This window comes from Nocardia sp. NPDC052001 (genome assembly GCF_040680615.1).
Taxonomy (GTDB): domain Bacteria; phylum Actinomycetota; class Actinomycetes; order Mycobacteriales; family Mycobacteriaceae; genus Nocardia.
In genome coordinates this window covers 1495985-1519178 of record NZ_JBFAXC010000001.1, presented here as the reverse complement: position 1 = coordinate 1519178, position 23194 = coordinate 1495985, and the positions used below count along the sequence as shown (strand labels likewise).

At 66.3% G+C, this 23194-nt stretch carries 20 protein-coding genes; 13 read left to right on the top strand and 7 right to left on the bottom strand.

The features are described from left to right. Positions 1–30: 30 nt before the first annotated feature. Complete coding sequence (locus AB0L82_RS07160) at positions 31–3321, top strand: arabinosyltransferase domain-containing protein (protein WP_364632245.1); 3291 nt, start codon at positions 31–33, stop codon at positions 3319–3321. Positions 3322–3460: 139 nt separating this feature from the next. Beyond that, the gene (locus tag AB0L82_RS07155; protein ID WP_364632243.1) at positions 3461–5224 is read left to right on the top strand and encodes an APC family permease; all 1764 of its coding nucleotides are present in this window, start codon (positions 3461–3463) and stop codon (positions 5222–5224) included. 11 nt (positions 5225–5235) lie between these two features. Here the strand turns inward: AB0L82_RS07155 and AB0L82_RS07150 are convergent, their stop codons facing one another. Beyond that, a complete protein-coding gene (locus AB0L82_RS07150; protein WP_364632241.1) occupies positions 5236–6087 on the bottom strand; it encodes an acyl-CoA thioesterase II in 852 nt (283 codons plus the stop codon). 245 nt (positions 6088–6332) lie between these two features. Between AB0L82_RS07150 and AB0L82_RS07145 the strand changes: the two genes are divergently transcribed. From AB0L82_RS07145 to AB0L82_RS07100, 10 genes are all read left to right on the top strand, one after another. Further along, positions 6333–8591 (top strand): tetratricopeptide repeat protein, encoded by a 2259-nt coding sequence (locus AB0L82_RS07145; protein WP_364632239.1) that lies wholly within the window; start codon positions 6333–6335, stop codon positions 8589–8591. A 13-nt stretch (positions 8592–8604) separates the two neighbouring features. Beyond that, a complete protein-coding gene (locus AB0L82_RS07140; RefSeq protein WP_364632237.1) occupies positions 8605–10044 on the top strand; it encodes a hypothetical protein in 1440 nt (479 codons plus the stop codon). Positions 10045–10087: 43 nt separating this feature from the next. Continuing rightward, complete coding sequence (locus AB0L82_RS07135; protein ID WP_364632235.1) at positions 10088–10693, top strand: hypothetical protein; 606 nt, start codon at positions 10088–10090, stop codon at positions 10691–10693. Positions 10694–10756: 63 nt separating this feature from the next. Next, positions 10757–10939: a hypothetical protein gene (locus AB0L82_RS07130; RefSeq protein WP_364632233.1), complete on the top strand. Its 183-nt coding sequence runs from the start codon at positions 10757–10759 to the stop codon at positions 10937–10939. A 48-nt stretch (positions 10940–10987) separates the two neighbouring features. Further along, positions 10988–11542, top strand: a complete 555-nt coding sequence (locus AB0L82_RS07125; RefSeq protein WP_364632231.1) for a DUF1990 domain-containing protein — start codon at positions 10988–10990, stop codon at positions 11540–11542. 103 nt (positions 11543–11645) lie between these two features. After that, positions 11646–12611 carry a DUF1152 domain-containing protein gene (locus tag AB0L82_RS07120; protein ID WP_364632229.1) on the top strand — a complete coding sequence of 322 codons (966 nt, stop codon included), beginning with the start codon at positions 11646–11648 and terminating at the stop codon, positions 12609–12611. Positions 12612–12647: 36 nt separating this feature from the next. Next, positions 12648–12848, top strand: a complete 201-nt coding sequence (locus AB0L82_RS07115; protein WP_364632227.1) for a hypothetical protein — start codon at positions 12648–12650, stop codon at positions 12846–12848. Between the two features lie 287 nt (positions 12849–13135). Next, a complete protein-coding gene (locus AB0L82_RS07110) occupies positions 13136–13690 on the top strand; it encodes an LppP/LprE family lipoprotein (protein ID WP_364632225.1) in 555 nt (184 codons plus the stop codon). A gap of 123 nt (positions 13691–13813) precedes the next feature. Further along, complete coding sequence (locus AB0L82_RS07105) at positions 13814–15004, top strand: Rieske 2Fe-2S domain-containing protein (RefSeq protein ID WP_364632223.1); 1191 nt, start codon at positions 13814–13816, stop codon at positions 15002–15004. A gap of 43 nt (positions 15005–15047) precedes the next feature. Continuing rightward, positions 15048–15296, top strand: coding sequence for a hypothetical protein (locus AB0L82_RS07100; RefSeq protein ID WP_364632222.1), 249 nt, complete (start codon positions 15048–15050; stop codon positions 15294–15296). Between the two features lie 3 nt (positions 15297–15299). Here AB0L82_RS07100 and AB0L82_RS07095 read toward each other — a convergent pair whose 3' ends face one another. From AB0L82_RS07095 to AB0L82_RS07075, 5 genes are all read right to left on the bottom strand, one after another. Continuing rightward, positions 15300–16169, bottom strand: coding sequence for an MHYT domain-containing protein (locus tag AB0L82_RS07095; RefSeq protein WP_364632220.1), 870 nt, complete (start codon positions 16167–16169; stop codon positions 15300–15302). 249 nt (positions 16170–16418) lie between these two features. Beyond that, positions 16419–17429, bottom strand: a complete 1011-nt coding sequence (locus AB0L82_RS07090; protein ID WP_364632218.1) for a nucleotidyl transferase AbiEii/AbiGii toxin family protein — start codon at positions 17427–17429, stop codon at positions 16419–16421. Continuing rightward, positions 17426–18082: a hypothetical protein gene (locus tag AB0L82_RS07085; RefSeq protein ID WP_364632216.1), complete on the bottom strand. Its 657-nt coding sequence runs from the start codon at positions 18080–18082 to the stop codon at positions 17426–17428. Before AB0L82_RS07085 ends, AB0L82_RS07090 begins: the two co-directional genes overlap by 4 nt. 125 nt (positions 18083–18207) lie before the next feature. After that, positions 18208–19110, bottom strand: coding sequence for a pyridoxal 5'-phosphate synthase lyase subunit PdxS (gene pdxS, locus AB0L82_RS07080; protein ID WP_364632214.1), 903 nt, complete (start codon positions 19108–19110; stop codon positions 18208–18210). A 143-nt stretch (positions 19111–19253) separates the two neighbouring features. Beyond that, positions 19254–19916, bottom strand: a complete 663-nt coding sequence (locus tag AB0L82_RS07075; protein WP_364632212.1) for a helix-turn-helix domain-containing protein — start codon at positions 19914–19916, stop codon at positions 19254–19256. Positions 19917–19994: 78 nt separating this feature from the next. Between AB0L82_RS07075 and AB0L82_RS07070 the strand changes: the two genes are divergently transcribed. Further along, entirely contained in the window at positions 19995–21128 is a 1134-nt protein-coding gene (locus AB0L82_RS07070; protein ID WP_364632210.1) for an acyl-CoA dehydrogenase family protein, read from the top strand. A 313-nt stretch (positions 21129–21441) separates the two neighbouring features. Here AB0L82_RS07070 and AB0L82_RS07065 read toward each other — a convergent pair whose 3' ends face one another. Next, positions 21442–23073 (bottom strand): hypothetical protein, encoded by a 1632-nt coding sequence (locus tag AB0L82_RS07065; protein WP_364632209.1) that lies wholly within the window; start codon positions 23071–23073, stop codon positions 21442–21444. Positions 23074–23194 lie beyond the last annotated feature (121 nt).

Below are 23194 nucleotides of genomic sequence, written 5' to 3'. Positions count from 1 at the left end.
CGCACATGGCTCCGGCTAGCATCGGGCACCGTGGCTGACATTGGGGTGCGGGCGCTAGGACCGTCAATCGACGAGTCCGGGCGCAATGGTGAACGGCAAGGCGCGCATCGTGATCGGATACGACTGATCGCGGTGATCTCCGGTCTACTCGGTGCGTTGTTCGCGATAGCCGTGCCATTCCTGCCCGTGCGCATGGAGGCCGCGACGCTCGCGTGGCCGCAAGCCCGAACGCTGAACAGTGTTGCGGCACCGCTGGTCACCTATGCGCCCACGCAGCTTTCCGCGCGGATTCCGAATGCGGCGCTGACCGCGCTCGCGGACCACGGCGGCACCGTCGTATCGACCATTCCGCGGCAGTCGGCGGATATGGAGAAGTACGGATTCGTGGTCAAGGTCGTGCCGGACGCGGCGGATCGGCCCGGCAGGGTGGATATCGTCTCGCGCGGCACCCTGCTGTGGTCGGCGGCGCTCGAAGCGATTCGGGACCGCGATACCGCTCTGGCCGTGGATATTTCGACGACGCGGGCGAGCGTATCGGTGACCGGTCTCGATGGTTCCGGCGCGGAGCTGTCCGCCGATCTCCGGCCGCAGGTGGTCGGCATTTTCACCGATCTGACCGGTGCGCCTCCGAATGGGATGGCGGTGCGCGCCGATATCGATTCCCGATTCTCGACCTCGCCGACCCCGCTCAAACTGACCGCGATCGTGCTGTGCCTGCTCGCGACGCTGTGCTCGCTGGTGGCGCTGCATCGCCTGGATCGCGGGGACGGCCGGTCGACACGACGTTTCCTGCCCGAGCGGTGGTGGCGACTGCGCCCGACGGACTGGGTCGTTTTCGCGGTATTGGGGGTGTGGCATTTCATCGGCGCGAACACCTCCGATGACGGATACATCCTCGGCATGGCCCGTGATTCGCAGAACTCGGGCTATATGTCGAACTACTACCGGTGGTTCGGCGTGGACGAAGGTCCCTTCTACACCCCGTACACCGATGTGATCGCGTGGATGACGCATATCTCCGCGGTGAGTCCGTGGGTTCGACTGCCCACCTTGGCAACCGCCGTGATCACCTGGTGGGTGGTCAGTCGCGAGATCATTCCCCGGCTGGGCGTCGCGGCCCGCAATAATCGGGTGGTCGCCTGGACCAGCGCGCTGGTATTCCTGGCGTTCTGGCTGCCCTATGACAATGGTCTGCGCGCTGAGCCGTTCGTGGCGATGGGCGTTGTGCTGACCTGGGTTTCGATCGAGCGAGCCATTGCCACCCGGCGGCTGCTTCCCGCTGCGGCGGCCATCATCATCGCCGCGCTGACCCTGACCGCCGCGCCCTCCGGATTGATCTGTCTCGGGGCCCTGGCCGCCGGGGCGCGCACCGTCACCGCGGTGATCTCCCAGCGCGCCAAGGTAATCGGCTATCTCGCGCAGTTATTGCCGCTGCTGGCTTCAGGTCTCGTCGTGCTGACGGTGATTTTCGCCGATCGCACGCTCGCCGGTGTCCGCGAAATGGCGTACGTGCACGGGGAGATCAAACCCGGCGAGTCCTGGTTCTTCGAATTCCTGCGCTACCAATATCTCCTGCAGCTCAATGCCGATGGCTGGCTGACCCGGCGGTTCGGCATGTTCATGATGCTGCTGGGGCTGGCCGTCTGCGTGGTGACGATGCTGCGGCGCGGTGGCCATATCCCGGGCATCGCGGTCGGGCCGTCGCGCCGGGTCATCGGCATCACCTTCGCCGCGATGGTGTTGATGATGTTCTCCCCCACCAAATGGACGCATCAATTCGGCGTCTTCGCGGGACTGGCCACGTGCGTGGCGGCGCTCACGGCGGTGGCGGTGAGTGCGCGGGTGATGCGGCCGGTGCGCAATCGCGCATTGTTCGCGGCGGCGCTGTTCTTCGCGCTGGCACTGACTTTCGTCGGCGCGAATGGCTACTGGTATGTCTCCTCGTGGGGAATTCCCTGGTGGGATAAGCCGCCGACCATCGCGGGGAAGGGACTGTCCACCGCCGCGGCGGGTTTGGCGGTGCTCGCGCTGCTGGTGGCCGGGTGGTTCCATATTCGGCCGCAGACCCGACTCCGAACCGAATCGATTCCAGGCCGCATCGCACGCGTCCCGGTGCTCGCGGTGGCGGCGGCGCTGATGGTGCTCTTCCTGGTCGGCTCCTTCCTCAAAGCCGCTGTGGCGCAGAACCCCTCGTACTCCGTGGCGCAATCCAATGTGAGCGCGGCGTTTTCGCACGGCTGCGGTATGGCCGATGACGTGCTGGTGGAAACCGATCCGAACGCCTCGATGCTGCGCCCGCTGTCCGGTGATGCGGGTTCGGCGCTCGCGGGCATCGACTCGGCGGGCTTCAGCGCGAACGGGGTCGCACCGGTGCTGACCTCCGATGAGGTGGAATCGACCACCGGACAGGCCAATTCGGTCTCCGATGATCAGGACAAACTCCGCGACGCCGCCAAATCAGCGGGTTCGGGCTCCGATACCTCGAGCGGCAGCGGGATCAACGGCAGCACCGTTCCACTGCCCTTCGGACTCGATCCGGCGAGCACACCTGTGCTCGGCAGCTACCGCGACGGTGCGCAAACCCCGTCCTCGCTGACCACCGGCTGGTACCGGCTTCCGGACGCTGCCCATGGACATCGCGGGCAGATCATCGCGATCGCCGTGGCAGGGCGCATCCGCTCGGTCGACGCCGACGGTATCGAACATCCCGGGCAGCAGCTCGACATGGAATACGGCAGAACACAATCCGATGGGTCGGTCACGTCCTTGGGACGCACGCTGCCGATCGATATCGGTCCCGCTCCGCTGTGGCGGAATCTGCGCGTTCCGCTCGACACACTCCCGGGCGAGGCCGATGTGGTCCGGCTGGTGGCCGATGACAAGGACCTCGGCAAGGATCAGTGGCTCGCGGTGACACCGCCCCGGGTTCCCCGGACGACCACGCTGAACACCCTGGTCGGATCGCAGACGCCGGTGCTGCTGGATTGGGCGGTCGGACTGCATTTCCCGTGCCAGCGACTGGTTCCCACGCGTGTGGGCGTCGCCGGACTCCCCGAATATCGCATCCTGCCCGATCGCAATGGCGCGACCATCACCAATCTCTGGCAGGGGCATGACGGCGGCGGTCCGCTCGGCTGGACGCAATTGCTGTACACCTCGCGCGCGCTGCCGTCGTATCTGAACAACGACTGGGATCGCGATTGGGGTTCGATCGAACGATTCATTCCACTCGACCCCACCACCGAGCCCGCCCGGATCTCGGTCGAATCGGTGCGGCGCTCGGGCTGGTGGACGCCCGGACACATCATCACCTCCTACTGACGAACGGCGGCAATCTGTTGTACTGATCACCGCGGGCGTCAGGGTTTCGTCAGGACGAGTGCCGAGCTGTCGAATTCGGTGAACACTCCGCGATGTGACTGACGTGTTACCTCAGACTTTGCCCGGGCCGCGCGGTGGCATGAGCGCTCCGCCGCCGCCCCGGCGCGAGTTGACTGTTTCGACCGGTTTGGCCGGACTCTCACTCGATGCCATGGCATCGGTGTCCTACGGTCCGGAAGCGATCGTGCTGGTGCTGGCCGCGGCCGGATCAGCCGGACTGGGGTTCACGCTGCCGGTAACGGCGGCGATCGTGGTGCTGCTGGCGGTGCTGATCGCCTCCTACCGGCAGGTGATCGCGGCGTTCCCGAATGGCGGCGGCGCGTACGCGGTCGCGAAGGAGCGGCTCGGACATCGCACGAGTCTGGTTGCGGCGGCATCGCTGATCGTCGACTACATCCTGAATGTGGCGGTCTCCATCGCGGCGGGCGTGGCGGCGCTGACCTCCGCGTTCCCGGAATTGCTGCCCTATACGGTGTGGATCTGCCTGGCGGTGCTGGTCGGCATCACGGTGTTGAACCTGTACGGCATCAGGGAGAGCGCGCGGGCCTTCATGGCTCCGACCGTCGTGTTCGTGGCGGGCATTTTCGTGGTGATCCTCGGCGGTCTGCTGCGCACCGAGCCCGCGAGCGTGGCCACCGGGGCGGCCGTCGCCACCGATGCGCACGCCATGGGAATCCTGTTGCTGCTCAAGGCTTTCTCCAGCGGTTGCGCGGCATTGACCGGTGTCGAGGCGATCGCCAACGCGGTGCCGAGTTTCGCCCAGCCCAAGGTCAAGCGGGCGCAGCGGGCCGAGGTGGTGCTGGGTGCGCTCCTGGGCCTGATGCTGCTGGGTCTGGCCACGCTGATCCAGAAGTTCTCGATCCATCCGATCGAGGGCACCACCATCCTGTCCCAGCTCACCGAGGCGGCGCTGGGCCACGGAATCGGTTACTACGTGGTGCAATTCGCCACCGTGATCCTGCTTGCGTTGGCGGCCAACACTTCCTACGGCGGTCTGCCGACGCTGACCAAGATCCTGGCCGATGACAATTGCCTGCCGCATCGGTTCGCGGTGAGTTCGCCGCGCCAGGTCTACCGCTTCGGCGTACTGGTGCTGGGCGGTACCTCGGCGCTGCTGCTGCTCGCGTCCGAGGGCAATATGAACGCCCTCGTTCCGCTGTTCGCCATCGGCGTCTTCGTGGGCTTCACCATCGCCCAGGTCGGCATGGTGCGGCACTGGCTGATCACCCGTGCACCGGGCTGGCGGTGGCGGACCGCGCTCAATGGATTCGGCGCGGTGCTCACCTGCGTGGCGGCCATCGTCACCACCTCGATGAAGTTCACCGAGGGCGCGTGGCTGATCGTGCTGGTACTTCCGCTGCTGGTGATCGCCATGGAACGCATTCGCCGCACCTATCACCGCATCGACGGCTGCCGCGGCGCGGGCGCGGTCCCGCAAACCCCGCGCCCCAGCGAAACCGCCATCGTGGTCCCGGTCTCCGAGGTCTCCGAACTCAGCCGCGAAGCCCTTTCCGCCGCAATGTCATTGGGCCGCGACGTCTACGCCGTGCACGTCTGCCTGCCCGGCGAGAACATCACCGTCTTCACCAAGGAATGGGAGACCTGGCATCCGGATGTGCGCCTGGTGCTCCTGGAAGACGGCGATTCCACGGTCGGCGGCCCGGTCGCGCACTATGTTCGCGACCATTTCCCCAACCGCCGCAAGGTAGTCGTGATCGCCGAGGTCGAACCCCCGGCGGGCTGGAACCACGTCCTACCGAGCCACCGCAGCGATGAACTCGAACGCGTCCTGCGCAAGCTCCCCGATACGGTCGTCTGCCATCTGCGCGTGCAGACCGCCTGATCCGTTGTCGCTCAGTTCGTTCCGGGCGGGAAGGAGGCCGCCTTCTTGTCCCGGAACGTACGGATGAGACCTTCCTGGACCACGACCGCGACCAGCTCGCCGCGCTGATTCCAGATGCGGCCCGCAGTGAGCGCGCGACCGAAGCCCGCGGATGGGGACTGCTGGTCGTAGAGCAGCCAGTCATCGGCCTGGAAGGGGCGCAGGAACCACATGGCGTGGTCGAGGGAGGCGTTCTGTGTCGGCTCGTCGGGGTGCGGGACCTTCGACGAGCCGAGCAGGGTCATATCGCTCATGTAGGCCAGGGTGCAGACGTGGAAGAGCGGGTCGTTCGGGAGCGGGTGGCGGTAGCGGAACCAGACCTGCTGCTGGGCGGCCAGGCCCTCGCGGCGGTCCACCTTCTCCTGCGGGACGGTGCGGATATCCCAGTGCTCCCATTCGCGCATGGCCCACAGGCGTTCGGGGCTCATGCTGACGGCCGCGTCGGGCAGATCCTCCGGGGCGGGCACCGAGGGCATCTCATCCTGATGTTCGGGGCCCTCGTCACCCACGTGGAAGGAGGCCGACATGGTGAATATCGCCTCGCCGTTCTGCACCCCGGTGACCCGGCGGGTCACGAACGAGCGCCCGTCCCGTATGCGATCCACCAGGTAGACGGTCGGTTCGAGCGGGTTGCCCGGCCGCAGGAAGTACCCGTGCAGCGAATGCACCTGGAACCCCGGATCGACCGTGCGCACCGCCGAGACCAGCGCCTGCGCGGCGACCTGACCGCCGAACGTGCGGGGCAGCTGCGTCTCGGTCGACGCGCCGCGGAAGATGTCACGCTCGAGCCGCTCGATTTCGAGGGCCTCTTCGATCGTCGCCATGCACCGTTCCCTTCCGGATTGTCCGGCTCAGGCTAACAACCGGACACCGGCGGCAGCCGCGCGACCTGCCCGAACGCCGGATATGCCGCTCCGGGAAATACTTACGAATCGTTTACGGGCAGTGGTGGCAGCATGGGCACCGATGGGGATGCGCCCCACCGGGTTTCGCGCTTTTCAGGGGGGCCAGTGCTGGCATTCGCCGGGGCCGATGCGGCCTTGGTCCGGCTCGTCGTGCGGGCGCGATCATGACCACGGTGACGCGATCCTGCGGGCAACCGGGCTGCTCGGGTTCGATCGCGGACGGATACTGCGATTCATGCGGACTCGCGCCGCTGCCCGAGGCGCCGGGCGGTATCGCGTCCGGGCCGATCGGTGCCGGGTCCGGGCGGTCGGCGGGCACGGCCCGATCCGGGGCACTCTCCGGGCGGCAGGGTCGACGCGGATCGAGCCGTTCCTCCTCCGGATCCACCCGCACCGCCGGTTCGAGCCGGGGACGGCTCGGCGCGGGACTGGTGTCGATTCCCGAAGTGCCGTACCGGGATCCGTCCACCGCCGTGCTGGCCGATCCCCGAGTGCCGGAGCGAGATCGCTTCTGCAGCAACTGTTCCAAGCCCGTAGGCCGCGGCAGAGCGGGTGCCCCGGGGCGCGCCGACGGGTTCTGCGGGAACTGCGGGACCGGGTACTCGTTTACGCCCAAACTCCTATCCGGTGATCTGGTGGCCGGTCAGTACGAGGTACTCGGCTGTCTCGCGCACGGCGGGCTGGGCTGGGTGTATCTGGCGCGCGATCACAATGTGAGCGATCGCTGGGTGGTGCTCAAGGGCCTGCTGGACAGCGGTGACGCCGATGCCATGGCGGCCGCCGCGGCCGAGCGACAGTTCCTGGCCGGGGTCGAGCATCCGAATATCGTGAAGATCTTCAATTTCGTGCGGCATCCCGACCCTCGGACCGGCGCGCCCGTGGGGTACATCGTGATGGAGTACATCGGCGGCGCCTCACTCAAAGAACTGCGATCAGCACGGGACGAGTCGAATGCGCTGCGCCCCTTGCCATTGCCGCAGGCGCTGGCCTACATACTGGAGATCCTGCCCGCACTCGGATACCTGCATTCGATGGGTCTGCTGTACTGCGATTTCAAGCCGGACAATGTGATTCAAACCGAAGAACAGCTCAAGCTGATCGATCTGGGCGCGGTGCGGCGGATGGACGATCAGGACAGCACGGGCTACAAGACCGACGGTTACTGCGCGCCCGAACTGGAAGCCGACGGGGCGTCGGTGGAATCGGACCTGTTCACCGTGGCACGCACGCTGGCGGTGCTGAGCTTCAACTTCGACTACCGGGGCCTGCACCGGTACTCACTGCCCCCGGCATCGGAAGTACCACTACTGGAACAATTTCCGTCCTTCCATCGACTGCTGGATCGCGCCACCGCCGCCGAACCATCGGAACGTTTCGCCTCCGCCGCCGAAATGGGCGAGCAATTGACCGGTGTACTGCGCGAGGTGGTGGCAGCGCAGGACGCGCTACCGCATCCCGCGGTGTCGACCGTATTCAGCGGCGAGCGAAGTGCTTTCGGCATCGATCCGGCGACCTGGCCCGCGGTCCCCGATGCGGCCGTGATCGCGGCGGGCCTGCCGATCCCACTGATCGATCCGGGCGATCCGGCGGCGCGACTGCTCGCGACCACCACGGTCGCCGATCCGCGACAGCTCCTGCAGGCGCTCGAATCCGTGCCGTCCAGCTCCCCCGAGGTGATGTTCGCGCGCGTCCGCGCCCGCATCGAGATCGGCCATTTCGACCTCGCGGCAGCGGATCTGGCCGCACTCGAGGCATCCGAGCACGCGGACTGGCGGATCATCTGGCATCGTGCGCTGGCGGCGCTGGCCGCCCGGGAACCTGCCATCGCCCGCGAACTCTTCGATACCGTCTACTATCTGCTGCCGGGCGAGCATGCCGGCAAACTGGCGTTCGCGGCCGCCGCCGAATGCGCGGGCGATACACGCACGGCCGCAAGACTTTACGAGCAGGTGTGGCGCACGGATCACACCTATGCGAGCGCGGCGTTCGGCCTGGTCCGCACCCGTGCGCACGGCGGCGATATCGACGGCGCGATAGCCGCCGCCGAATCGGTGCCCGCCAGCTCCAGCCATCATCTCGCCGCGCAACTCGTGGCGCTGCGCACGCAGATCTCGGGTGGTCTCCAAGGGCACGACACAACCTATCTGATCGCGGCGGGACGGCGACTCGACGCCCTGGGCTTGGACCCGGAAGCGCAGGCGCGCAACGGTATCGCCGTGCTGAACGCGGCACTGACGTTGGCGACAGGATCGGCGCGACCGCCCGCGACCACCCGGGTACTGGAGTGCCCGTGCGATGAGGCCGCACTGCGTCGCGCTCTCGAGGCGCGGTATCGGAAGCTCGCACGGCTGGCCCCGGACCGGGTCACTCGTCGCGATCTGGTCAACCAGGCCAATGCGATTCGGCCCGTGAGCTGGGTGTGAGAGGCGACGTTCGATGACAACCACCACCCGGGGCAACCCGGTCCGCGGCGCGATCGACCGCACCCGCGACCGGCTCCCCGATCGAGCCGACATTCCGGCCTGGATCCGATATCTCACGATCCCCGCCGCACTGTTCATCGTGCTCACGTCGGTGTTCCTGGCCGGGAACACGGGCTCCACCCGGGACGGCATCGAGGTGATCGGTCACCGCACCGCGCCGGCGGTCGCGGCCACCGAGGACCTCTACTTCGCGATGGCCGATATGGACGCGCAACTCGCGAATATTCTGCTCGCCGGTAATGATTCGAGTCTGGCGGCGGTACGGTCGGCGGCCCTGACCGGATATGAACAGCGACGTCTGCAGGCCGACGCCGACCTTCAGCAGGCCATGACCATCGTGACCGGCACGGATGCGGCCACCGCGATCCGAGAACTGCTCGACCGCTTCGGGCGGTACGTTGCCCTGGCCGCCGATGCCGTTCAGCTGACGGACCTGGATTCGGGTCCGGCGGGCAAGCCCTCCGAACGCACCCTTGTGGCCTATCGCGCTGCCACCGGTTTGGTGCCGGACCTGCTCACGCGAGCTCAGCGATTGGCCGACACCAATGGCGCGGTGCTCGAAAACTCCTACCGGGCAGCCGAACACACGACGGTCACCGCACGCGTGCGGATCGTGCTGCTCGGCGCACTCGCGCTCGTCACGCTGATCGGCCTGCAGATTCTGCTCAGGGTGAGCATGCGCCGCCGCGTCAATCCCGCATTGGCCGCCGCGACCGCGATTACCGCCGCTCTGCTCATCGGGGGCTATGCCGGAAACGCCACGGCCGCACAACAACTCACCATCGCCAAAGGTGACGCCTTCGATTCCCTGCTCGCCCTGCGCCAGGCGCGGGCGGTCGGCTACAGCGCCAATGCCGATGAGAGCCGCTACCTGCTCGACCCCGATCACGCCGCCGCGCATCAGCAGGCGTACTTCGAGGCGTCCCAGCGGCTGACCGATATCCCGGCGCACGGCGTCGACGATTACGCCGCCACCCTGGACAGCGCGGTCGCCGCGTATCGGCGCACCGGGGAGGTATGGATGAATCCCGGTTCCTTCTTCGGAAAAGAACTGCGCAACATCACCTTCCCCGGCGAGCGCGACGCCGCCACCGCGGCGCTCGTCGCCTACCTGGCGTATCAGCACGACGATCACGATATCCGCGCGCTGTCGCACACCGATCCGCGCGCGGCCATCGCACTGTGCACGGGTCGGTCCAACGCGGATTTCACCACCTACGACACCGCACTGGTCGCCACCATCGATATCAATCAGCGGGCCTTCGACGCTGCGATCGACAGGGCCGAAGCCGCGCTCGCGGGCTGGAACAATTGGCTGCCGCTCGGCGGCGCGACCGCCATCCTCGTGCTGATCGGGCTGGGTGTCCGCCCTCGACTGGCCGAGTATCGCTGACCCGACCGAGTCCGCGCCGCCCCGAATCCACCATGATGGGCAAATGCCCGAGTTCACCGCCATCACCCCGGATGCCCTGGCCCGGCTGGTCGCGGACCGCGCGAACGAGCTGACCGGCTACGCGGTGCTGGCGGTGGACGGTGCGGACGCGGCCGATCCGGTGTCCTTCGCGACCGCGGTCGCCGAACTGCTGCGAGCCGCCGGACGCCCCGCCGAGGTGGTGGCGCTGCACGATTTCGTGCGACCGGCCTCGGTGCGGCTGGAATTCGATCGGGAGGACGAATACACCTATCGCACCGGGTGGTTCGACTACGCGGCCTTGAATCGTGAAGTGCTCACACCGCTTCGGGACAGCGGGCGGTGGCTCCCGGCGCTGTGGAACGAGCGCACCGATCGCTCGGCTCGCGCGCGGATTCGCACCGCGCTGCCCGGCACGATCCTGTTGATCGCCGGTCCCATGCTGCTCGGGCGCGGCCTCGATTTCGATGTCACCGTGGGGCTGCGCATGTCCGAGGCGGCGCTGCGCCGGCGCACCGCCGCCGAATCGCAATTCACCATTCCCGCGCTGCTCGAGCAGCAGCAAGTGGAGGAGCCGGGTCTGCGGGTGGCCTGGGATCATCCGGACCGGCCCGCGATCGCACGCGGTTGATCCGGATCGGCGTCGCCACCGGGGGTGTTGGCGGGTTCCGCTGAACAGGAGTATCCAGGCACTATGAGACTGGGACAGCATCCCCAGCGCACACCTTTCTACGGCGTGCTGATGTTGCTCACCGTCATGATCACCGGGCTGTGGGTGCGCGACCTGCCGTGGCTCGGAGTGCGCATCGTCCTGTGGATAGCCTTGTTCGTCATGGCGATCGCGGGCTTCCTGATGACCTTCCGCGATTACTCCTGACCTCGATAGCCTGAACGCGGTTGATCCATCGAGGGGAGGGAGTGCGATATGCCCGAAGACGAATCCGCGACCACGGTCGTGGCGCTGAGCTACGCACCGGCCGGCGGCACCCGGCCCGCCGAACCCGTCTGGCCCGCCACCCCGCCCGGATTCCGGCGCTATGAACACACCGTCGGCATCGGCCACGGCGAAGCCGATTGGCGCACCGCCTGCGATGCGGTATTGAACTGGGAGGTCAAGCGGCGCAGTGGATTTCGAGTGGAATGCCGCTCCGGTCCGGATATCCGCGCGACCGCGGGCAATGACTATCGAATCACCGCGGCCTTCGGCCCCCTCGAGATTCACGAACCCGCCCGGGTGGTCGCGGTAGTGGAAACCCTCATCCGCTGCGGCTTCGCCTACGGCACCCTGCCCGGGCATCCGGTCTCGGGTGAGGAGGCGTTCATCGTGCACCGCTCCCCCAATGGCGCTGTCTCCCTGACCCTGCGCTCACTGACCCGACCCGCCGCGACACCGCCTTGGCGATTCCTGTTCCCCCTGCTCCTGGTGGCCCAGCGCCGATATCGCCGCCGCTACCTGCGCGCCCTCGCCCCGAGGTACTGAGCGCATCGGTCCGGGTTCCAGCGGGAGCGCCCTCCGATGCGGCCACCGCCGCCGGAGCGAAACCCGCTGGCACCGAATCGTTTCGGTGACCATCATGGCGGGGGTGACTTCGTTCAGCTTGGCCGAGCCGCCCCTGTTCACCCGGTTGCGGGACGCCTCCAGCGTGCTGATCGCGGGGGCGGGTGGCGGATTCGACATCTATGGCGGTCTGCCGCTCGCGGTGGCGCTGGAGGGCCTCGGTAAGCGAGTGCATCTGGCGAACCTGTCGTTCAGCGATCTGCGCCGGACCCCACTCGAAGACTGGCTGCTCCCCGGCGTCGCCGCGGTCACCCCGGAGACCACCGGCAATGACGACTACTTCCCCGAACGCACACTGGCACGTTGGCTGGCGAGCACCGGCCGCGAGCCGATCGTGTATGCCTTCCCGAAATCCGGTGTGCGGCCGCTGCGCGCTGCCTACGCCGGACTGATCGCACATCTGGGCGTAGACGCCCTGGTCCTGGTGGACGGCGGCACCGATATCCTGCTGCGCGGCGATGAGGCCGGACTCGGCACCCCGCAGGAGGATATGACCAGTCTCGCCGCGGTCGCCCCGTTCGACGGCCTCACCCGGCTGGTGGTCTCGATCGGCTTCGGCATCGACGCCTATCACGGCGTCTGCCACGCACACGTCCTGGAGAATCTCGCCGCCCTGCAACAGCAGCGCGCATTCCTGGGCGCACTCTCCATCCCGCCCGACAGTCCCGAGGGCGCGGCCTACTTCGCCGCCGTCGTGCACGCCCTGAACGAAACCCCGCTGCGCCCGACCGTGGTCCACTCGCAAATCGCGAGCGCCCTACGCGGCGAATTCGGCGATGTGCACGCCACCGACCGCACCGCGGGCTCCGAACTATTCGTGAACCCGCTCATGGCAATGTATTTGACCGTCGACCTCCCCGCCCTGGCCCACACGATCGAATACCTCCCGCTCCTCGAACCCACCGAACACTCCTACCAGGTCGCACAGCTCATAGAAGCCCACCTCACCTCCCGCCCCGCACCCCGTCCCGCCACCGCGATTCCCCATTGAGCTTGAAGCACAACACCATTCAGAAAGGTGGTAATCATGACGGAAGAGAGCGCCGATCCGCCCCCGTGCCCGGAATGCGGTGGGGTGATGACCCGCATCGCCTACGGCAAACCCGCACGGGCGGCACGGGAGCGCGCCGCACGCGGCGAAATCATTCTCGGCGGCTGCATTCGACGAGAGCAGCGGTGGGGATGCCGCACCTGCCGCGCGAAACGCGCGGACGATCAGGCGCTGTGACGACAAGCGCCTTGTCCGCTCGCGGAACCCATTGAAATAGTGAACCGGCGGGGATGACATCACAGGGGGTTCAACCATGTCCGGTTCGATACGGGTGCTGGTGTGCGGCGGCGGAATCGCTGGCCGGTGAGCTCGCGGCCGCTGCATCCGCTGCGGGTAATGCTCACCCGGCTGATCGGCAAACAGCGCGAGTATCCACTGCCGGAGTATCCGCGGTAACCCGTGACAATGGGTGTGGCCTGCGGGTATTCGATAACACCGCGTTGTGTGCGCCCGATCTCTTCAGTGTGACGCACATTTGGCGGGGAATCGCGCGGACCGTACCGGCACTGATCGCGGCGGGTATCGCGCTGTCGGTGGCCGGTTGTGGATCGGCTTCGCAGTCCGGGTCGCCGGAACCGGTGGCACAGCAGCAGCGGTCGGCTCCGGAGGGTAGCGGGCATGGTTTGTGCCTGGATGTCAATTCCGCGCTCGCCCGGTCGGCGGTGAGCAGATTGGGTGCGGCTCCGATCGGGGCGTGGTCGGTCGGTACGGCGAGCAATGCGTCCATCGAGGCGGGGTGCGCGGGGGTGCTGTCGTGGATGACGGTCAATACCACTACGAATCACCCGTATACGCACATTCTGTTCTTCACCAATGGCACGTATCTGGGCACCGCGACCTCCGAGCCGTACATGTACACGATGGTCGAAGAGAAGAACCGCAACACCATCGCGGCGACGTATCACTGGCTCAACGACACCGATCCGATGTGCTGCCCGCAGGGTGGTCCCAGCGTGGTCACCTACACCCTGAACGGCACCACGGTCACCGCGAACGGTCAGTTCCCGCCGCACACGTAGCAACCTTCTAGAACCTGTTCTACCCAATGCCCGTTCACCATTCTCGAGGTGAACGGGCAATTTTGTGGCGCAACCGACCCTTCTTTTGTAACGTGTTCCAGTACACGAACCAGGGAGGTCGCCATGACGGTCACAGCGCAGGGACGAGGCGGGAAGATCCGCGAGATCGATGTGGGCGCGGCGCCGACGCGCTTCGCCCGCGGCTGGCACTGCCTCGGACTCGCCGAACCCTTCCGCGATGGACGGCCGCATGCCCTCCAGATCTTCGACACCAAACTCGTGGTGTTCGCCGACAGCGCCGGGCGGCTACAGGTGCTCGACGGCTACTGCCGTCATCTCGGCGGCGATCTGAGCATGGGTGAGATCAAAGGCGATTCGATCGCCTGCCCGTTCCACGATTGGCGCTGGGGCGGCAATGGCAAATGCACCGGCATCCCGTACGCCCGGCGCGTACCACCGCTGGCCCGGACTCGCTCCTGGACCACACTGGAACGCAATGGCCAACTGTTCATCTGGCATGACCACGAGGGCAATCCGCCGCCGGACGAGGTGACGATCCCATACATCGAGGGCCCCTACACCGATGCCGACGGCAAGGGCACCGACCGGCACGACGACGCCTGGACCGACTGGACCTGGAATTCACTGCTGATCGAAGGCGCGAACTGTCGCGAGATCATCGACAACGTGGTCGATATGGCGCACTTCTTCTACATCCACTACGCCTATCCCACCTACTTCAAGAACGTCCTGGAGGGTCATATCGCGACCCAGTTCCTGGAGACCAAGGCCCGCCCGGATATCGGCATGGGCACCAAGTACGCGGGCGACGCACTGCTGAAATCCGTTGCCGCGTACCACGGTCCGTCGTACATGATCAATCCGCTCACCAACAGCTACAGCGGATTCACCGTCGACAGCGTGCTGATCAATTGCCACTACCCCATCACCCAGAATTCCTTCATGCTGCAGTGGGGCATAACGCTGCGCAAACCGCAGGGCGTGGACGACGCGACCGCGAATCGCCTGGCGCGCAAGACCGCCGACGGCTTCGGCGACGGCTTCCTCCAGGACGTCGAGATCTGGAAACACAAATCCAAGATCGACAATCCACTGCTGACCGAGGAGGACGGCCCGGTCTACCAACTTCGCCGCTGGTACGACCAGTTCTACGTCGACGTCGCCGATATCGACCCGAAAATGGTGCGCCGCTTCGAATTCGAGGTCGACACCGCCAAGGCCAATGAGGCTTGGGAGGCCGAGGTCGCCGAGAACCTCCGGCAACGAACCGACCAGGATCCCACCCCGACGTAGGGTTGATGGGGCGGAAACCTCCGCGTCGTGAACGGAGACCTTCATGTCGGACGCCAACAAGCACAACCTCGTCTACTTCGAAAACCCGTCCATGCGTGGACTTTACGAGGACATCGACACCTGGCAGCGGGAAAACCACCTCCGCCTGCTGTCCATCGCGGTACAGCGCGACGGTGACAACTACTGCTGCATCGCACTCACCAACCCCGCCGAAGTGGTGATCACCAGCGTGGACGGCCACAACCACGCCAGCGTCAGCCGATTCGGATTGCTCGCGGTGGATTCGCAATAGCCCTCAGCGGCGGTGGCGGGGATCGACCGGATGCGGGTTGAACTGCTCGGTCGGAAAATCATCGGCACGGAATTTGGGCTGGGGAATCGACTCTTCGGGGTCACTGGGCCAGAAACGACTGGCGTACTGACCCCGGATCCGGCTCAGATCCGGTTCGTCGATATCGGTGATGCCGACCTGGAAGAACATGAGCATGGTGGCCATGCTCACCGCGATGATCAACGGTGTCAGCAGCTGGTTCGCCTGGGCGCCCGCGGGGGCGTGCATATGTTCGGCGACGTGGGCGCGCATGGCGAACATGCCGGTGTAATGCATGCCGCACACCGCGATTCCCATGATGAGGGCCGCGCCCACGGTGGCCACGATGCCCTCTACGTGCAGTGCGAACCAGAGGGCGGCGATGGCGGCGACGATCGCGATGACCAGGGACAGCAGCACTATCCAGGGGTCGTATTGCACGGTCACATCGGTTTTCATGGCGTACATGCCCGCGTAGTGCATGGCCGCCACCCCGAGTCCGGTGATCGCGCCGCCGGTGATCAGCGCGAACCATTCGCCGCCGCGCCGATGCACCACGATCGAAAGGCCGAGCCACACAACGCCCATGGCGATCACCGCGCTCAGCACGGTGACGGGGACGTTGTAGCGGATGGTGGCGTCATGCACCGAGAAACCGAGCATGGCGATGAAGTGCATGACCCAGATTCCGGTGCCGCCCAGGGCGATCGCACCGGTGATGATCCAGCCGCGATGCCCGGCCTGACTGCGCGCCCGCACCATGCAGCGCAATGCCAGCAACGAGCCGACGACGGACATCAGATACGCGAGCGTGGGGGTCAACCAACCATAGGTGAACTGGTCGATTTCCAGCATGCGGGCTCCTTGCCAGATCACTGTGAGTCGGCAGAAACATCGGCGACTGTGGCGAACAGTAGCGAGGAAGCACCAGGTAGTAAATTTGCCGCAGCACACTACTGGAAAAGTAGCTGGCGTTTGCTGGGGCACGATTTCGCAGGCAAATCATGGTGTGACTCAGCGCACAACGCATTTCGCGCATCCGTATGCCGCCCTTGACGGCAGCGATCACAGCAACCTACTGGAATACCGCTGCCGCACAATCGATCAGGTGCGGTCTTTCAGGTACTCGAGTGCGGCACGCAGCCGATCGATGAAGGACCACTGCGCATCGGCGAGGTGAGGGTGATCCTTGGCGAATTCCTCCCAGTCGGCGCTGCTGTCGAGACCCGCGACCAGTCCGGGCAGCCAATCACCCTCGGGATCCCGTCCCAGTACGGTGGCGAGCAGTTCGTAAGGGAGACGGGAGTTCTCGGCCAGCAGGACCGCGTCGTAGAAATCCTTACCCTCCGGGTGGACATCGGTGGTCAGCCACAGCAGTTTCCAGGCGAGCGAGAGTTCCGGCGTCGCGGCGAGCAGGCGAGCCGACGGACCGGGGCCGGACAGCCGGGGCAGGTCCGACCAGTGCGGTTGCCGCGGCACGCTTTCATTGAAAACGAAGTCGAGTTGCACCGTGCCGGAGGGTATTTCGGAGTCGATCGAGGTCCACGGCAGGATCAGGCGACGGCCGGGGACGCGATCGTAGGTCCAGATGTGATCGGACAGCGCACCATCCGGATGGATGCGCACCGTGCTGCCGGGCATATCGGCCACCATCTCGGCACGACGGGCGATATCGGCGAACATATCGTCGGTGGTGGGTTCATCGACCTGCCAATTCATCGGCAGCACAATGAAATCCACATCACCGGGCTCCCTGGCGGCCGCACCGAACCAGGCGGCGAGCAGAACGCTGCCGCGCAGCATGAGCTCCCCGGCCCACGGTGAATCCGCCACGGCGGCGAGGATGTGATCGATGGCTTCGCGGCGCCCGGCGAACCAGCCCGCGCCGCGCTCGGGATCATCGAAATGCGGCTCGCTCAAACGCATTCCGAAGGAATACTCGGCCATCGCCGGATCGAATACCGGATGCTGAACAACACCAGCGCCGGACACCGGGTACAGCGTGCGCGGCAGTCCCTTGGCCGCGCGAACCTCCTCGGTCGGCGGTTCGGCGGGCACCACCTGGGTGGACTGCCACGGGCCGGGCCGGAATTCATCCCAGGGGGTGGCGGTCATGACAGTTCCTCGTTCTCGTCGATCCACCCGGCGTCGATGGATTCATCGCTGTCGAAGACGACGAATTCACGTTCGACGGACTGTATTTCGTAGTTTCCTTCGGACAGGTCCGCCAGCAGGTCACGCAATCGGGCGGCGGCGACAGGATCGCCGACCACACGGCAGCGCTGCGTGACGAACCGTTCGGCGCGGCCATCGGCTCGCACGCGCCGCGCGTTCGCGGACAGATGCGCCGCGTGCGCGACCGCGATCGCGGTGAGCGCGGCGGGATCGGTATCGAGGTCGAGCACCAGCTTCACATGATGCTCGAAGTAATAGCCCGGCCCCAGCGCCCGCGCCTCGGCATCGGTGGCGGGCACACCCGTCGTCCACGGCGTCGACTCGATCTTCGTGCGGCACAACGGGAATCCCGCTCCGACCAGGCGCGCCGCCAGCTCCGCCACCGAATCGCGCACCGCCGCGAAATCTCCCGAATACCGCGCGGTCAGCATCGGCTGATCCCGTACCCGCCCGCGCGCCAGCCGAATATGGGTGAACTTCAATTCCTGTGCGGCGGCATGCCGTTCGAGAGCCGCCAGACTCGTGGCGTCATCGGCGCGCACAGTCAGATGCGCCTCGAACTCGCCCTGGAATATCGGTGGAGCTGTCATCACGAACCATATGCTCGCAAACCGAACGGGGCCGCGTCGCGGGAGTTTTCGCGCCCCGGTGATACGAAACCGCCGGGCGGCCCTCGAAAGAGCCACCCGGCGGCAAGAATTAAGTTGGCGGGGCCGAATTACCAGCCGCGCTCGGCGAGCCGGTGCGGCTGCGGGATCTCATCGACATTGATGCCGACCATGGCCTCACCCAGACCGCGCGACACCTTGGCGAGCACATCCGGGTCGTCGTAGAAGGTGGTGGCCTTGACGATGGCGGCGGCACGCTGGGCCGGGTTGCCGGACTTGAAGATGCCGGAGCCGACGAACACGCCCTCGGCGCCGAGCTGCATCATCATGGCGGCGTCGGCGGGGGTGGCGATACCGCCGGCGGTGAACAGCACCACGGGCAGCTTGCCGGTCTGAGCGACTTCCTTGACCAGCTCGTACGGGGCCTGCAGCTCCTTGGCGGCGACGAACAGCTCATCCTCGGGCAGGCTGCTCAGGCGACGCAGCTCACCGCGGATCTTGCGCATATGGGTGGTGGCGTTGGAGACGTCACCGGTGCCGGCCTCACCCTTGGAGCGGATCATGGCCGCGCCTTCGGTGATCCGGCGCAGCGCCTCGCCCAGGTTGGTCGCGCCACAGACGAAGGGCACGGTGAAGTTCCACTTGTCGATGTGGTTGGCGTAATCGGCCGGGGTCAGCACCTCGGACTCGTCGATGTAGTCGACGCCGAGCGACTGCAGCACCTGGGCCTCGACGAAGTGGCCGATGCGCGCCTTGGCCATGACCGGGATGGAGACCGCGGAGATGATGCCGTCGATCATGTCCGGATCGGACATGCGGGATACGCCACCCTGGGCGCGGATATCGGCGGGCACCCGCTCGAGCGCCATAACGGCGACCGCGCCGGCATCTTCGGCGATCTTGGCCTGGTCGGGGGTGACGACATCCATGATCACACCGCCCTTCAGCATCTCGGCCATGCCGCGCTTCACGCGGGCGGTGCCGATGGAGGGGGTGGTGTCGGACGAGGTCACGGCGAACTCCTGTGTCATCTGGGCCAATCGAATCGGAATGGAACACCACGATTCTAGGCGGCGCGATCAGGCCACTTCATAGCCAGTCGGGCACGACTGGACTGCTTGCGGTGAAGCCTGTTAGACGGGTCACAGCTTACGGGCTACCGCGCCGCTACAGGAGACAGGCGCAGCACCGAATCCATCCTGCGGGTCAGGGCCGATGGGCCGACGAACTCCAGGCGGCCGGTGCGCACGGCATGGTGAATCGGCACCCGGCCCAGCCACACCTGATAGAGCGAACTCACATCGGAAGTAATGGTCACATGTACCGGATAGCCCGGATCGGAATCGCACACCGAGGGCACCCCGGACTCCACCACGATCCAATAGCGATGCGGATCATCGGTGAATCGCACACCCAGCACATGGCGTTTGCCCGGGAACGATGAGGTGTCCAGCCGGGTATGCATCCACCAGACCAGCAACTGGGCGTCCAGTTCCGCCGGTTCCGGTTCGCCGAAGGTCCAGCGCGCACCCCACGCACCCAATCCGAACAGGATCGGTTCGAGCTGATAGCCCGCGTCGGCGAGGACATAGCGACCGTCCTCGGTCTTCGATACCAGCCCGGCGCGCTCGAACCGGCGCAGGCGGCGGGTCAGCAGACTGCGGGAGAGTCCGGGCAGTCCGCGCGCCAGATCATTGAATCGTGAAGTGCCGGTGAGCAAATCGCGCAGGATCAGCAGCGACCAGCGCTCGCCGAGCAGATCCAGCGCGCGGGAGATCGGACAGTACTGGCCGTAACCGGAGGGAGCGATCGTCGACAAGGTGCACCTCGTTATCGTCGGCGGGGAGTCCACTTTATGGACTATTCGGTTATCGCGCCGGTCCATAACTTCGGAAACATGACATCGACTGTTCCGGAAACCACCACCCGCGACTGGATTGCCGCCGCCACCGCCGTAGGCGAGGATCTGCTCGACGGAGTCGGCACCCGCGACCGCACCGGCGAGCTCGCCACCGCCGCCTACGATCTGCTGCGTACCTCCGGGCTCAGCCGGGCGCTGGTACCCGCCGAGTTCGGCGGCGGCGGGGCCACCCACCGCCAGATGGGCGAGATACTGCGCGAACTGGGACGGCATGATCCGTCCACCGCGATCGCCTTCGCCATGCATTCGCATCTGGTCGCCGCGCAGGTGTGGCGGCATAAGCACGGCATCGACGCGCGGCCCGTTTTCGAGAAGGTGGTGGCCGGGGCGATTCTGGTCAGCACGGGAGCCTCGGACTGGGTCGACTCCAATGGCCGCGCGGAGCGGGTCGAGGGCGGTTACCGGGTCAGCGCGCGCAAGGCTCCGGCCAGCGGCTGTGAGGCGGGCACCATCGCGGTGAGCAGTATTCGCTGGGATGACGCACCCGAGGGTCCGAAGGTGCTGCATTTCGCGGTGCCCTTCACCGCCGACGGCGTACGCATCGAAAAGACCTGGGACACCATGGGTTTGCGTGCCAGCGGCTCACATACGGTGGTCTTCGAGCATGTGTTCGTGCCCGATGCGGCGGTCTCGCTGATCCGCCCGGCCGATGTGTGGCCGCCGATTCTCAATGTGGTGATCGGTGCGGCCATGCCGCTGGTGATGGCCGCCTACCTCGGAATCGCGGACCGCGCAGTGGAATTGGCGACCGATATGGTCGCGGGCCGCGAGGACGCGCACACCGTGCAGCTCGCGGGCGAGATGATGAATTCGTACACCACGGCCGCGGATCTCATCGACGCCATGTTCACCGGATCGGACGATCTGCGTTTCGCCAATACCGATGATCATGCCGCCAAGACGCTGAGCCGCAAGACCGTGGCCGCCGACGCGCTCGTGCAGACGGTGCGCCTGGCCATCGAAACCGTTGGCGGCGCGGGGTATTCGCGCGGCTGTCCGCTGGAGATGTGGTACCGCGATATTCACGGCTGCCTGTTCCATCCGCTGCCGCGCGCCAAGCAGACCCGGTTCACCGGGCAGGTGATGCTCGGACATTCCCCGCGCGCCTGAGGAGAAACGCTTTACGGGTTGGTCGTGCCCAGCGGGTTGATCACCAGCATGGTGGCCCAATACTGCGCCGCGGATTCGCCCACGTACGGCACCAGAAAGTCGTAGAGCAGATAAGACACGAGATCCATCACCTTCCACACGCGGTTCGCCGAATCTCATATCCGGCAAACCGCCTCGACCCTAACCGAGATGCGCGGTCGCCACATCCCGATCCTGTGAATGCCCATCGGGCGCGACCGGAAACCCCCGGCAACCGATTCGGGGGAAATTCCGGAAGCCGTTCCGCAGCAGGCCAGTTGCGGCCGCCAGCCCGTCAGTCCCAGCGATCGATGGTGTAGCGGGTGCGGATTCCGTCCGCGGTGACCCGGAAACAGTGTCCGCCGGACCCGCCCTTGGACAGGATCAGACCGCACACCTGCGCCTCATCCCGGCCCGCCACCACCGCGCCGGTGGTGTGCGCTTCCAGGGTCTTGCGGATCTCGTGCAGTTCGGCGCGCAGGTATGCGGGGAAGAAACCCGCGCCCGTGCTGTATCCGGTGTCGGTCGCACCGGTCAGCGCGAACAGCACCGCCTTTTCGCGACCGGTGCGATCGGGCCCGTACCAAGTGGCGGGATGCGGGACGACGGCCGAAACCTCGCGGAATTCGCCAGGCCGCAGCCCCCAGCGCGCCGGAGCCGAACCGTTGACGTAGACGTACCAGGTCACGGGATTGCGGCGATCCGCGCGATCCCACTGAATGATCGGCGGCGCTTCGGGATTCGCGGCGGTCACCATCGCGCCGTAACTGGTGGCGGCCTCCGGCACCTGATAGTCGATGCGCTCCGCGCCGGGAAGTACGGTGCGCGCGAACTTCTCCCATGTCATGACGACCGGTGCGGAATCGAGATCGGTTGCGCCACCGGGCTTCGCCGCCGGAACGAGGTGGGAGAAGACGCCCTCGGGCCGCGACCGCGCCGCATCTTCGGACCGGGCAGGTCGCCAAAGCGGTTGCACGTCATCGAGTTTCGCGAAGCGACGCTCCAGGGCCCCGGCCGCGCGCAATTCGCCGATGACCTTCTCGGCGCGGGCGATCATGGCCTCGGTCGGCGCGGCCGTGGGGCGGCGGTATTGCAGCGGATGCATCTTCTCGGCGAAACGGCGTTGCACGCTGTCGAAGGGCAGCCCCTCGGCGAGATCGGTGAGCAGGGTGCCGATCATGCCGCTTTTGATATGACAGTATCCGGCCGGTGCGGTGGCGGCAGCGAGTCGGATGAGGTTGTCGCGCTGTGCCTGTGCGGCGTCACCGCGACCGCGCACCGCGTCGAGCGTGCGATGCAATTCCAGCAGCCAGGTCGCAACGCCGAGGATGGCGTCCGAGCGATAGAGCTGTTCGGTGCGCAATAGCGCCACGGCCTGCTTCACCACGGACTCGGGGAATTCGCCGAGGGCGCGCCGCAGGGTCTCGGAGTCCGCGTTCTTGGCTGCGATGTACTGCGAGGTCGTCCGCAATGGCGTGCGGACGTGCACCATATGCGCGGGTGGGGTCAGAGCGAGATGCGTCCACCCGCCGTGCTCGGCATATCCCCAGTTCGTCGCCTCGGAACGGAAGGGCGAGACGATCGGAGCGTATTCGACTCGATCAGCCAGTGCGGCAGCTGCTTTCGCGTAGGGCGGGGGTATGCCCGCCGTCGACCACAGCGCGGATGTCGCCTTGCCGTCCGCGCCCACGATCACCAATCCGCCGTAGCGGCGCAGAAAAGCCCGGCAGGTGCCGCAGGTATTCACCGCCGCCAGCTCCGGCGGAAAAGCGCCGAGGAAGACCTCGAACAACCCCTCGGTATCGACGGTGAACAATTCCGCGGGCTCGGCGACGAGCGCTTGGAAGCGCGCCTGTACCGCGGCGAGAAACTCGTCGTACCGGTCGTCGGCGGGCAATTCGGCGGGTCCTGCGACTTGCGTTGTCATAGCGGTGGTTTCGCCCCCTCGTGCGAATAGCTGGACCCGACCATAGCGCCCGGTCGCCTCCGGACCCCAGCGGATATCCGAGTCCTCGATCCGGAAAAATCGGTTTGCCCGCGACGGCGGG